This is a genomic window from Limnohabitans sp. 2KL-17, assembly GCF_003063415.1.
Lineage (GTDB): Bacteria > Pseudomonadota > Gammaproteobacteria > Burkholderiales > Burkholderiaceae_C > Limnohabitans_A.
In genome coordinates, this window is the sequence record NZ_NESK01000048.1 from 1 (window position 1) to 11,804 (window position 11,804).

The following is an 11,804-nucleotide window of genomic DNA, read 5'->3' on the forward strand; positions in this document are numbered from 1 at the left end:
CGACATACAGGCTCCAGAAACTCCCAGGAAACAGCCTATATTGAATATCTACTTGAGAGATTTGGCTAGTGAGAATTACCCTGAAAGCTAGCATTCATGCGGGTTGCAGGGATTCTTCAGGGGCGACGACTTAAAGTTCCTCCCGAGGGACGCACTGGCCAAAAATTTCACATTCAAGTTGTCTGTGGTGAAGATGGGGTTTCGACACTTACCACTCCCAAAACATGCACTTTAAAGTCAGGGGGAACCTCTGGCATAGACATGACGGAGATATCTCCAAATTTATTATCAATCAAACTGCGTACATGGGAACGAATATCCGGCGCTGTTAAAATAACCTTACATTTTTGCTCGTTAACCGTTTTTAGTATGTCATACAAAGAATCCTTCAACTTGTCTAGGTAGGCGGACTCTAGGGCGACATAGTCACCGAAAGCTGTTTGTCGGATGGAGGAACGAATGTGTTCTTCTATGGCAGGGTCAAACAACAGGCCAAACAGCGTCAAGTCTTCTGAGTTTATGTTGGCTATTTCACGTGAAATTCCGTTGCGAATACATTCTACCAAAATTGCAGGATCTCGTTCTTTTTGACCCCATTCAATAAGTATTTCAGCAATTCGAATCACGTTGCGAATACTCACCCTTTCAAGCAACAAGCGCTGCATGACGTCTGTAAATCGCTGAATCGGAACAATTCGCTCCAGTTCTTTGGCCAGCTCTGGATGTCCGGAGGCAATCCATTTAAGTAATTTTGACGCCTGCTCAACACCAAAATGTCTTGGTGCTAACCTGAACAGCGCAGATTCAATTTTATTTTCAATGAGTTCCCAGTCACTGATATGATTTATTTTACGTTCATTCAATGTGGCTTCAAGTTCTGACGGTAACCAAAAAAGCGATTTTTCTTGGTGCCAAGGGTGAGGTTCGACACGAATAACTTGTTCACTCATCGCTTCGATATCGGCAGCGCTGCAGCTCGCCACACGGTATCCGCAGGGGATATCCATTTTAAAAACTCTAACTTCGTTGTGACAAAACTCTGCTTCGGCATCTAATAATTTGACATCTGATTGAGTTTCAATTGCAGGAGATACCAGTCCGTATTTCACAACCAAGTTGTTTCGAGTTCGACGAGCAATACGAACCAGATTGATTCTGGCGTCAACATTATCTTTTGTTGAATCGAATCTGAGTAAAAATGGTAACACGGGTTGAAATTCTCTGATTTCATCGAAATCGGTGTATTGTGGTTGCTTTGATTCACGGCCTTTTTGGGATTGCGCCTTCAAAAGAAAAAATCCATATGTTAATGAACCAGCGCTCAATGTAAAAAAAACAGGCCATGGCATACCCGGTATAAATCCAAATGCAGCCATAGCAATACTGGCAGTCATCCATGCCTTTGGGTAAAAAGTGACTTGTTGCGTAATTTCACTACCCATGTGGGCTGAACTCTTTTCCGCAGCACCGGAAATACGTGTGATCAAGAGGCCTGCGGTGATGGATGTCAAAAGAGCTGGAATTTGTGCCACCAGTGCATCACCGATAGAAAGAATGGAGTACAGACGCCCAGCGTCGGAGGCGCTCATGTTTCTTTGTGTGATCCCAATGATCATGCCTCCAATCAAGTTGGTGAGGGTAATCAATATACCCGCGATTGCATCACCTTTGACAAATTTCAATGCGCCATCCATAGCGCCAAAAAATTGACTTTCCGTTGCCAAACGGCTTCGCCGTGTTTGGGCTTCTGCGGTGCTGATATTGCCTGATTTTGCCTCAATATCAATGGCCAACTGTTTTCCTGGCATGGCATCCAAGGCGAAGCGTGCTCCAACCTCAGCAACACGTTCAGAGCCTTTGGTGATAACCAAAAATTGAATCATTGTTAAAATGATAAAAACCACCAAACCAACAACTATATTACCGCCAACCACCACCTCGCCAAAAGCCTCAATAATATGTCCGGCCTCACCCTCCAAAAGAATGTGTCGAGTGGTGGAAACGTTAATGGATACTCGAAACAAAGTGGTGATCAATAAAATGGCTGGAAAGGTACTGAGATGAATTGATTCTCTGATTTGCATCACCAATACAATCAACAAACACGAAATGGAAATGTTGATGGCAATTAATATATCCAGTAACCAGGTTGGCAGTGGCAATATCATGGCAATGACAATCGCCATTATCAGGGCGGCACCAATGATTTCCGATCGATTTCCTTTTAAAAAGAGTTCACGCGTTAACGAGGAAATGGTTGAATGGACCTGAGACTCATTGGTTGAAGTTGTCATATGGGTTGAATGTTACAAATCTGCCATAGAAAGAGAATATTCGATTGTTTTTATGGTTCGAATGAGTTGGTCTTGAGTGGATTCAACTTTTTCTTGCATTCGACACAAGAAGCAAATACATCCATTTCTGTTGGTTGCGATTTGTATATGATTCCATTCTTCTAGGGAATGGAGCTGATGTGTCCAAAGCAGAGCCAATACTCTTCCAGTATCGAACGTGGGCTGCATCTCTTTGCGTAGGCATATGGAGAAGTGATCATGAGTTGCCCACGATAGTGCAAATTTTCCGTGTTCGACATAAGCACTTTTCGCCCGCTCATCACTGCGAATTTGTATCAATTGTTCAAGTTGCATAGGGTGCTTTACATTAAATCAACGCATCATTCGTTTTGCCAGCAATCCATTGGGGGCATTTTGTTTTTTTAACAATTGATCCAATACTAGATTTTTTGCTTCATTATTGGTCCATACCTCTGTTGGCCATTGTCGTACATGCCAATGAAGTAGACTCAGGACGTGTTCGCGAAAATCTGGACAGCGGCAAATGATATCCATGGTGCAATTGCATACTGTAGCGTCACCATGGCAATTTTTGCATTCCATGCGGTACTTCAACGTGCATCGTGGGCATTGGCGTTTGCTGGTTCTTAAACTGTCAAAAACTTTGTCTATCAAGGTGCTGGGCATGTTGGATTGCGCAAGATCTATCAGCATTTTTGTGTGCTTTTGAAGGCGATCATTTTTCCAGATATCTTGCACTCCGATGCGTACCATGATTTGCTCTGCATTGGCATGCATGGATTGGATGACGCTCATTATTTTGTGGATAATGACAACAGCACCAACGTTTTCCAGAAAAGAGCTGTGCGGTTCGTTCCAAGCAAGGCGTGTTTTTTGAATGGCTTCAAGCAGATTGCCGCTGGATTTTTCGTTAAGCAGTTCCCAAATGCCTTTGATTGACGGCTGTATGCTGATGGCTTGAAAAAGTTTATCTTCCTGTTTTGGAGAGGGTGTGCTCGCGGTGGTCGCCAGTGATGCTATTTGCAGTTGGTCTTTGCGCTGAAATGGGTTGTGTTGCTCTTGAATGTGTCTAGCTAGACTCACTTGCGCACCCGGGTGATTGTTGTTCACGGCAAGCGTGTTTAGCGCCATGTTCAAAAGTGCATATTTTTTTTCTGCAGAAATGCTGCCTAGGTCAATTTGCTTGAGGGCCCCCTCAGGGTTTTCTTGATATAAAGCTGCGAACGAACGTGCCTGCCCACGCAAAATGTCATATCCTTCTTTGCCCTCCATCAATTTCATGATGGTTTGTATTTGTTCCACTTTCAGAGCGCCGATTTTTTCTTTGACTTGTTCTTGCCGCGCTAGCCGCTCTTCGAGCGCAGTTTCTTTGGCCTCTGCTACCTCTGAAAATTGAAAAGTGAGCTCCTCTGCCGACACCGCCAGCTGATTCATAGGCTGTGTTAGGCTCAAAAAAGGAGTTGCTGATACACCAGCCTCGATATAGGCTTTGCTTGAGTCTGTTCGCACGCTCGTCACCGTTTCTGAAGCGATGGCCGAGGCAATTTGTGCTGCATTCATGCTGAGAGTGTTCATGGAAGCATCACCTCTCGTTCAAGCTGCCTGACTTGTTCAAGAACTGCTGGCACAAGATCGGGGACCACGCGTGCACTCAATACAAACAGCCTTTCAACCCGTTGAATTTGTGTGGTTTCCGATGTGAAAAGCACGCCTATTTTCGGAATATCTGACAAAACGGGAACGCGAGATCGGACTTTTTCATTGACATCACGTCGATAGCCACCAATGAGCAGGGATTGCCCCGGAGAAATAATTGCTTGTGTGGCAATCAAATTGCTTCGCGATTGGGTGATCTCACCTCCTTCGTTGAAGGCTTGCAATGAGCCATCTTCCAACTCTATTTGTACGTGTAAGTCAGCATCGCTCGTGTAACCTAAGACGCGTGGTGTCACTTTCAACCGTGTGCCAACAGTAACCGGTTTGACATCTACTGTGCGCTCTCCCACGAGCTTAAAGTAAGCGGTTTGTGTTAGATCCAATGTGGCAATTAAGTTGTCCAATGTCATGATGGAGGGCCGTGATTGAACGCGTGCCTGACCGGTGGATTCTGAGTTTTTGAGGGCAATGGTAAAACCGCTGGTCGAGACCAGCACCTCATTACGGGTGCCTGTTAAGTTACCACCACCAGTTGTTTGAACACTGATCTTGTTTTTGTTGCCTCCCACCATGATTTGAGGTATCCATTCGTCCAATGTGCCGACATTCACATCCACAATGGTGACCACCAGTTCTACACGCTTTGATGGAACGTCTAGCGTTTTGAAGATCTGTTCATAGATTGATTTTTTGGATGGTTTATCACGAATAATCACCGCATTCAGTGCAGCGTAGGCTTCAATCTCAGGATCTTCTTCCAGGGGGGCTTCGTTGAATGGGCTCAAAGGGTTGAGGCCGCCAAACGGGTTGGAAACAGATGGCACGGTGTTGGCTGGCGAGGGCGACGCTGCGCCCACCGATGCGAGACTACCCAAGCTTCTTGGGGTACGCGGTCCGCCTACTTTGGTCAATTCGCTTGAGCTGTCGATACCAATGCCCCGACTAGGCGATAAAAGATTCTTGAGTGTGCTGGCTACGCCCTGACGCACTGCGCTGCCTTCACGTGTGGGTAGCACCACATCTATAGCAGAGGCATAGCGCAACGGAAACACCATCACACGTCGCTCTTCTTGTTTTGGATCTTCGACGCTGATGCGATTTAACAATCCTTTGGCCAATGCCACGTAGGATGCCGGACCAGTGACCATCACAGCGGAGCGGTTACCCCGATCAATCTCAGCCCAGCCAAACTTGGACTCAAACAGTCCCGCTCCGATCAAAGCCTGCTTGGCTTGTGTCGGCGTGACTCCCTGAAGTGGGATGTGCTCAATCCGTTCTGCTTGGTAGTTACTGATATACAGGGTGTTACTGTATACATACCATTGAAAGGCGTATATTGAAGCCAAGCGGTCCAAGACCTGTATGGGCTTGCCCGACAGATACGGCCCACCATAGATACTTTTGTCAGGTAAATCTGGGTAGCTGATCTGTGTACGCAAGCCAAACGCTTGTGAAAACACGTTTAAGAACTGTTTCACATTGCGTGGCTGCTCCTGACTGCTGAACGTTGTTTCTTTCCAGCTTTCTGGTACCGCTGCTTGTGCTTGTGTGGTGAGCAAGCAAAAGCAGCCCAAGTACAGCCAATATTTCATGTCAACCTCGGTGTTCTAAGGGGACCATCTATTAACAAGGTGGCCAGTACTTCACACTGGTTAAGCAGCGATTCCAGTGCGAGCATCACATCATCCACGTCGGCACCTAGGTTGGCGTGCACAAGTTTCAAACGGTGCTTGCGTTGATCGGCCACCACAATTGCGGGATATCGCAGTGCGGACGGCAAAGCAATGGTAGCCAAGTGAGTCAGCGTGGCGGCGTCCAGTGCGCGAGGCGACGGGATATCTGCGATCAAATGACCCAGTGTGAGCGAATCCCAACACCACGCCACCGATATGTCTGGCGTGATCTCCAGCATCATTGAAGTTTGGTCTGAGTTGGGCTGTTTTAGTACCGTGCGCATGTGAGCGCTCAAAGCGCGGTACGGGCTGATCGCCATTGGGTCGGTAATGCTCATCGCACCTCTTCTATGATTTTTTTCAAAAAACCGTGGCGCTTTCCTGCGGCCAAGCCAGCAGCCCAGTTGTGCAGTTGCAAGGCTTGGCTACGTGCAACCACATACTGCGTACCTCCGGGCGACGCTAATATTGCTGGTGTCAGCTTTGCCGACTGGCGGTCAAACTGCGCTAACGCCGGGCCATATTGCTCGATAAACTTGTCCAGTGGGGGCTTGACGCCTTGGCTCATGGGGTTTCTCCTGTTGACATAAATTCAAACACTGCTCGCGATCTGTTCCAGCGCGTCCAGCATTACTTGTACGTTGTTACCAAACTGAGTTTCGAAAGACGTTTTGTCACATCGCAATACGCAGGTACCACTTGACATGGCAGGATCGGGCACCACAACCATGTCCGAGCGGCCCCAGCGGCTGAGCACAGCATGCACCGCAGGGACATCTTCAGCACACACTCGCAGTTCACCAGCAGCGGTGTGCATGTTGTGCTCCAGCACCAGCGACAGGCTCGACGCCATTTGCTGCTCAATGGACGCATCCAGCTTCAGGCGTCCCACCACTGCCTTGGCAGCCTGCAGCGCAAAGTCCAGTGCTTCAGCCCGTTGGGAGTGCACGCCCTCCACAAAGCTGAGCCAAACCTGAAGTACGCCTTGCCACACCTCCCGCTGGGCCACCAAACAGGCTTGTGTGGCCTCAAGCCCAGCCTGTGTCTGCACCGCGTTCAAAATTTCAACTGCTTGAGCTTCGGCTGAGCGCGTGATCTCCTCTGCCTGCCGTCTTGCGACGGCCAATACCCCGTTGGCGTCGCTTACGGCAGGCCACACATCTGCTGCCAATAGCGGACCATTCCACCGAAGAGGCATGCCTATGGGGGAGGTGTAATGTTTGACAACTGGTAGCGGCATACTAAACGCTTTGTTCAAAAATAATGCGCGACTAAAAAGGTACGCGCATAAGCACAGAATTCTGTTAGTAGTGTGCTGTGTGCCCCGTATGTTCTGTTGTGTTTATTGGGGTTTGCCCTTTAGCGATACTGAATGCATATAAGTTTTTACCCTTAAGGTGCGAACATTTTGCTGGACCGTTCAACTACATCGTGACACTTCAGGTTATCCACTCATCATGTGTGACAAGATGAGGTGTCGCAATAGCTTATGAGGCTTGAACTTATGAAAATTACTGAAATTAATGCAACAGTAGACGAACTTATGACGCTGATTCCCATACCCTCTAACGCAGGCACTTCTGCTGCGGCTGCCAATGTGTCCCAGAGGCCCTTGGCCCAATCTGCCGGTTGGGTTCGAGAGGCGGGCAGTACTGAACGGGCATCGCCATATGACAATACGCTGGCGGCTGGTGCGGCTATGTTGGGTATTCCATTGGAGCAATTGCGTGAGCAGCTAAAGGAAAACCCCGCGAAGGTGGGTGACGGAGTAACCGCAGCGGCACTGGCGGGGCAGCCGTCGGCCCAGGGGTTTGCTGCAACTGCCATCGAAATTCAGAATAGCCTACCGCCGTCTGAGCAAAGATTGGCCGACCAAGCGGAAGGTACTTTGCGCCAAATTGTGTACGGCGCTGATGCGCACGGCCGCAACGCCGCTGCCGCAGCTGCCCCCCCGGAGCTGCGAGCGCTGGCACAGGCGATGGCCAACGACATCAACAACGTAGAAGAGCAAGCTAGTCTGTCAGGTGGTGCACCCTTAAGCGAGAGTGCTCGCCAGCTTCAAGGCATGCAGACATGAGGGTGCCTGCAAGGCGGCTAAAGACTCGATAACGCAGGCCAGGCAGCTTTGAAAACGGAAAATCGACAACCAATTCAGTTCGACTTCCGCCATACGAACGCATACGTATTGGCTCTCGCTTTGAATGCAGTTATGCAAACCACCGCTAATTAAGTTGAAACATGCAGCTAACACATTGTTTTCGAACCATACCAATCGAAGCGGCAACACTGGCTGGTGAGTGGGCATGGTATCTCAATGGACATCAATATTTTAGACTCAAAATAAAATCAGCAACAAGCACGAGTTATTCTGGAAAAAATATATGGAATATCAAAGATGCTGCAAATCAGTTGTTGGCACAGGCTGATGCAAATGACTTATGCGAATGGATTGAATTAAGGCAGCTGCTGGAACTGGACACGGTGATTGCTGCGCAAGCTGTTTCAATTGCACTTGCAGATCATCAATTGAACAAATTAATAAACGATGAAGACTCAAGATTCATTTACATCGAGAGTGAATGTGAGGCGCTCAAGGAGTTGAATTTCATGAGTGTTGAGGTGTACTCAGACTATGAAGAAGATCAACGGAAGGCAAAGAAAAATCCTCTGATCATGCACCTGTCAACCCATGTTCTTATGAGGCATTTTCATAAGAAAAATCTTCGAAAATTAGCAATCAATTACCAACCAATAGTGGATATTGCAACATGGAGGACGGATGAAGTGTGTGCCGAGCTGGGCACAATTCAATTAAAAGTGCAAGACATTGCTGTTTTGAAGTGTGGCAGCTTATTGTTGCTCTCTGGGCATTATGTAGAACAATCAATTCTTCGGCTAAAAACGAAATTGATGGAAATAGATCTCCAGGAAAGTCAGGAGTTTGGTAAATGGACTATTTTGGAAGTGCGTCATTCGATATCACCTGAAATCGAGCAGCAAGAGTACGTATCCTCACCCATTCAAAGATCAGAAAGCGATTCGATGGATATCAATGACATACCAGTCAACATCAAGATACAGCTTGCGCAGGCTAATGTGAAAATATCAGATCTGATGCGCATAGAGCCTGGAGCGATCATCGCAATTGAAACCACGGATGATTTTAAAGTGAATCTTGTATGTAACGAAATATCGATTGCACAAGGTTGTCTTGTGGAATTGGACGGACGACTGGCTGTGGAAATATTAAGCATTCGCCAAACATCATGAATATCAGTCAAGTTGATCCAATTGGGCTTGGATTGCTATTGGGCTCGTTATCTTTGTTGCCGTTACTGCTCATTTGCACCACATGTTTTTTAAAAGTTTCTGTGGCATTGATGATTGTAAAAAATGCCATTGGAGTTCAACAGGTACCACCAGCAATTGCAGTCTATGCCATAGCACTCAGTATTACCGCGTTTGTGATGGCGCCTGTGATTCAAAGCATTGGAAATAATCTTGGTGTTATAGACGGGAAGTTGCCTGCTGAAAAAATTACAGTAGAGCGCATTGTACAGGCTTCAGAGCCTCTGCGTACATTCATGCTAAAAAATACATCTGCCGAGCAAAGGGATCGGTTTTTGGTTATTGCAAAGAAACACAATAAACAGATCTCGAACTTGCGAGATTCTGATTATGTTGTGCTAATTCCAGCATTTGTTATTTCCGAGTTACAGCTCGCATTTGAGATAGGGTTTGTTTTGTATGTTCCCATGATTGTAATTGATTTATTGGTGTCAAATATATTATTGGCGTTGGGCATGCAAATGGTTTCACCAATGGTTATTTCCATGCCTTTGAAAATTTTGTTATTTGTTGTGCTTGATGGATGGTTTCGATTGTTTGAAGGATTGGCCCTTTCCTATATGTGGTGATTTCATATGTCTGAAAGCTTTGCAATTTTTCAAAATGGCTTACTTTTGGTGGTGTGGCTGTCTTTGCCAACACTTCTGACGGCGGTGCTTTTTGGTATTTTAATTTCACTCGTGCAAACTGCACTATCAGTACAAGATCAAGCACTTCCCTTTGCAGTCAAATTAATTGCCGTTGGTATTGTTCTTGCTCTTACCGGTCGATGGATGTCATCTGAGGTCTTGCAACTTGCAGATGCAGCCATGCATTCTATATTAAAAATTAATCATGCCGGGCGAACATCATTGTGAAAGCGAATATTCAACATGCCCGCACAAAAAAATCATGGTTGAATCGTCCTCATTATGAGTTTCAAGAAAGTTACTCTGCTCCAAATGAAGATGTTGCAAATTTAACGGAAATGAGGAGAATCCAAAATATTCGCGCACTTGCTGCCGAAGCAGAGTATTTAAGATCTAAAGTGCGCTTTCATACTTTGCAAATCGAGTTTCAGCAGTTAAAATCGCATATTTTGGGTAGGCTGAATGAAATTCAGGCAGATAGAAATATCAGTCGTCAACAGCTAAAATCCGATTCTCAAAGCATATCAACTTTGAGATGTTGGCACGGTATGGAAGAGAAAATGAATCGTGACATCGATAGACATCACAGTCAACTCATTGATTCCCATCAAGCTGTACAACAGTCTGAAGATGCTATGAAGCAAGCGGCAGTGCATAATTTGTATGTCAGCCGCAGATTTTCAAAATTTGATGAAATATTAAAAATATTGCATGATGATATGTCATGAAAGTGAATTGCCCCGGATCTGAACTGACCACCAGAAGTTGTACGGTTGCACCTCGTACTTGAATCCGCCTTATGAAAATAAAGATGTAAATAGAATTTAGGGTCAATTATCAGTCTCGCAACGACAGGCGATGCCTATTTTTTATTAAATTTATCTTGATTTGGAATAAATAAACATGTCTTTTGAGCAAAATATTCAACTTGATGACGGTGAGATCCGTCTACATTTCACAGCTAAAGAAGTGGATTTATCGAAGAATGGATGGGGCACCAATTATAACTATGACATCAAAATCAAAGATAATTGCGTAGGAAGATGTGAACTTAGATTAGGCTCAGGGGCCACCATCGATTTGATTGGTCATGTCGGTTATTTGGTGCACTTACCATACCGAGGGCATCATTACGCTGCCAAAGCCTGTTTGCTCTTGTTTAAACAAGCCAAAGCTTTTGGGATAATGGGGGTTCTCCTCACCTGCAATACAGATAACATCGCTTCCTTTAGAACTTGTGAACTATTAGGGGCCAGCTTTATAGGAACCAAAGAAGTTCCAGTAGATCATGAGCTTTATCTTCGAGGTGATCGCGAAAAAGCCCTATTCATCAAGCGCTTAGATTGAGTTTTTAGGTGGGCAGATTCAAGTACGAAGTGCAACAAAGATAAACCCGGGCAGTGGTGGCTGAGGATGCGTTGGCATCATGGTCGCTTTAACCGCCAAGTCGAAGTTGCCCAATGTACAAGGTAATCCCCCCAAAAACCATCGAAACCAAAAGTAGAACGCAGCTCTGGCCAGGAACTGCTTTGGAGGCACGCCACCAATGGCCATGTTGGGGCTTTCGTGATTGTAGGTGTGCATCCACTGCGTTGCATGCTCCTGCACTTGCTCAATACTTTCCCACTCGTATTGACTCAGCCGCTCGTAGCGCACCGTTCTGTTGAATCTTTCGATATGGGCGTTCTGCTGGGGCTTACCCGGCTGGATGTATTGCAGCTCTATGCCCTTTTGCTTGGCCCAAGCCTGAATGCTTTGGCTGATACAGAAGGCTCTACAGTCCTGCGTGATGATCACGGTGGCAGATTGATTCACAGGCCATCTCGCGCCTTCGAGACGGTCTCAGCACTTTTTTGCCAAGGCCTCAGCAACGATCTCGGCTTTGAGCTTCTCGTCCATGTAGATCTTGCGCAGCCGCCGGCTCTCATCCTCCAGCTCTTTCATCCTGGACATCGTGGAGGTGTCCATGTCGCCGTACTTGGCGCGTTATTTGTAAAACGTCGCGCTGCTGATGCCAAACTCTCGGCAAATGCTGGGCACAGGCATGCCTGAGTTTGCCCCCTGAATCACAGTCCCGTCGGTATTCCTTAAACTAAGAAACAGGAATACGACCATGGATATGACTATGTCTTCAGCAACGCCCACCCGGGTTGAAGTGGTGACAAGCGTTCAACGCCGCAGGC

At 46.5% G+C, this 11,804-nt stretch carries 13 protein-coding genes and 1 pseudogene; 6 read left to right on the top strand and 8 right to left on the bottom strand.

The features are described 5' to 3' along the window. Positions 1 to 173 precede the first annotated feature (173 nt). From sctV to B9Z45_RS16160, 7 genes are read right to left on the bottom strand one after another with little or no spacing between them, the layout of a single operon-like run. Positions 174 to 2,294: a type III secretion system export apparatus subunit SctV gene (gene sctV / locus B9Z45_RS16135; RefSeq protein ID WP_108408226.1), complete on the bottom strand. Its 2,121-nt coding sequence runs from the start codon at positions 2,292 to 2,294 to the stop codon at positions 174 to 176. A 12-nt stretch (positions 2,295 to 2,306) separates the two neighbouring features. Further along, entirely contained in the window at positions 2,307 to 2,648 is a 342-nt protein-coding gene (locus tag B9Z45_RS17470; protein ID WP_233252242.1) for a hypothetical protein, read from the bottom strand. A gap of 18 nt (positions 2,649 to 2,666) precedes the next feature. Then, the gene (locus B9Z45_RS16140) at positions 2,667 to 3,890 is read right to left on the bottom strand and encodes a hypothetical protein (protein ID WP_108408227.1); all 1,224 of its coding nucleotides are present in this window, start codon (positions 3,888 to 3,890) and stop codon (positions 2,667 to 2,669) included. After that, positions 3,887 to 5,563, bottom strand: coding sequence for a secretin N-terminal domain-containing protein (locus B9Z45_RS16145; RefSeq protein WP_108408228.1), 1,677 nt, complete (start codon positions 5,561 to 5,563; stop codon positions 3,887 to 3,889). The genes B9Z45_RS16140 and B9Z45_RS16145 overlap by 4 nt, the downstream gene beginning before the upstream one ends. After that, entirely contained in the window at positions 5,560 to 5,982 is a 423-nt protein-coding gene (locus B9Z45_RS16150) for a hypothetical protein (protein ID WP_108408229.1), read from the bottom strand. Before B9Z45_RS16150 ends, B9Z45_RS16145 begins: the two co-directional genes overlap by 4 nt. Then, on the bottom strand, positions 5,979 to 6,212 hold the full coding sequence (locus B9Z45_RS16155) for a hypothetical protein (RefSeq protein ID WP_108408230.1): 234 nt from the start codon (positions 6,210 to 6,212) through the stop codon (positions 5,979 to 5,981). The genes B9Z45_RS16150 and B9Z45_RS16155 overlap by 4 nt, the downstream gene beginning before the upstream one ends. 24 nt (positions 6,213 to 6,236) lie before the next feature. Then, positions 6,237 to 6,842, bottom strand: coding sequence for a hypothetical protein (locus tag B9Z45_RS16160; RefSeq protein ID WP_146180947.1), 606 nt, complete (start codon positions 6,840 to 6,842; stop codon positions 6,237 to 6,239). Between the two features lie 306 nt (positions 6,843 to 7,148). Between B9Z45_RS16160 and B9Z45_RS16165 the strand changes: the two genes are divergently transcribed. The 6 genes from B9Z45_RS16165 to B9Z45_RS16190 all read left to right on the top strand — a co-directional run bounded on the left by B9Z45_RS16165 (position 7,149) and on the right by B9Z45_RS16190 (position 10,968). Further along, positions 7,149 to 7,721, top strand: a complete 573-nt coding sequence (locus B9Z45_RS16165; protein WP_108408232.1) for a hypothetical protein — start codon at positions 7,149 to 7,151, stop codon at positions 7,719 to 7,721. Between the two features lie 161 nt (positions 7,722 to 7,882). Next, positions 7,883 to 8,914: a FliM/FliN family flagellar motor switch protein gene (locus B9Z45_RS16170; RefSeq protein ID WP_108408233.1), complete on the top strand. Its 1,032-nt coding sequence runs from the start codon at positions 7,883 to 7,885 to the stop codon at positions 8,912 to 8,914. Then, positions 8,911 to 9,561, top strand: coding sequence for a type III secretion system export apparatus subunit SctR (gene sctR / locus B9Z45_RS16175; protein WP_108408234.1), 651 nt, complete (start codon positions 8,911 to 8,913; stop codon positions 9,559 to 9,561). Before B9Z45_RS16170 ends, sctR begins: the two co-directional genes overlap by 4 nt. Positions 9,562 to 9,567: 6 nt before the next feature. Beyond that, positions 9,568 to 9,849 carry a type III secretion system export apparatus subunit SctS gene (gene sctS, locus B9Z45_RS16180; RefSeq protein WP_108408235.1) on the top strand — a complete coding sequence of 94 codons (282 nt, stop codon included), beginning with the start codon at positions 9,568 to 9,570 and terminating at the stop codon, positions 9,847 to 9,849. Further along, entirely contained in the window at positions 9,846 to 10,349 is a 504-nt protein-coding gene (locus tag B9Z45_RS16185; RefSeq protein WP_146180948.1) for a hypothetical protein, read from the top strand. Before sctS ends, B9Z45_RS16185 begins: the two co-directional genes overlap by 4 nt. Positions 10,350 to 10,524: 175 nt before the next feature. Further along, complete coding sequence (locus B9Z45_RS16190; protein ID WP_108408237.1) at positions 10,525 to 10,968, top strand: GNAT family N-acetyltransferase; 444 nt, start codon at positions 10,525 to 10,527, stop codon at positions 10,966 to 10,968. Positions 10,969 to 11,127: 159 nt separating this feature from the next. On the opposite strand, the pseudogene B9Z45_RS16195 reads toward B9Z45_RS16190, so the two are convergent. Then, positions 11,128 to 11,736: pseudogene (locus tag B9Z45_RS16195) on the bottom strand (integrase core domain-containing protein); the annotation flags it as partial. Positions 11,737 to 11,804 lie beyond the last annotated feature (68 nt).

What these genes read in the sequence shown, in the direction of transcription:
- sctV (WP_108408226.1), bottom strand. Translation starts at nt 2,294, where the DNA reads ATGACAACTTCAACCAATGAGTCTCAGGTCCATTCAACCATTTCCTCG.
- B9Z45_RS17470 (WP_233252242.1), bottom strand. Translation starts at nt 2,648, where the DNA reads ATGCAACTTGAACAATTGATACAAATTCGCAGTGATGAGCGGGCGAAA.
- B9Z45_RS16140 (WP_108408227.1), bottom strand. Translation starts at nt 3,890, where the DNA reads ATGAACACTCTCAGCATGAATGCAGCACAAATTGCCTCGGCCATCGCT.
- B9Z45_RS16145 (WP_108408228.1), bottom strand. Translation starts at nt 5,563, where the DNA reads ATGAAATATTGGCTGTACTTGGGCTGCTTTTGCTTGCTCACCACACAA.
- B9Z45_RS16150 (WP_108408229.1), bottom strand. Translation starts at nt 5,982, where the DNA reads ATGAGCATTACCGACCCAATGGCGATCAGCCCGTACCGCGCTTTGAGC.
- B9Z45_RS16155 (WP_108408230.1), bottom strand. Translation starts at nt 6,212, where the DNA reads ATGAGCCAAGGCGTCAAGCCCCCACTGGACAAGTTTATCGAGCAATAT.
- B9Z45_RS16160 (WP_146180947.1), bottom strand. Translation starts at nt 6,842, where the DNA reads ATGCCTCTTCGGTGGAATGGTCCGCTATTGGCAGCAGATGTGTGGCCT.
- B9Z45_RS16165 (WP_108408232.1), top strand. Translation starts at nt 7,149, where the DNA reads ATGAAAATTACTGAAATTAATGCAACAGTAGACGAACTTATGACGCTG.
- B9Z45_RS16170 (WP_108408233.1), top strand. Translation starts at nt 7,883, where the DNA reads ATGCAGCTAACACATTGTTTTCGAACCATACCAATCGAAGCGGCAACA.
- sctR (WP_108408234.1), top strand. Translation starts at nt 8,911, where the DNA reads ATGAATATCAGTCAAGTTGATCCAATTGGGCTTGGATTGCTATTGGGC.
- sctS (WP_108408235.1), top strand. Translation starts at nt 9,568, where the DNA reads ATGTCTGAAAGCTTTGCAATTTTTCAAAATGGCTTACTTTTGGTGGTG.
- B9Z45_RS16190 (WP_108408237.1), top strand. Translation starts at nt 10,525, where the DNA reads ATGTCTTTTGAGCAAAATATTCAACTTGATGACGGTGAGATCCGTCTA.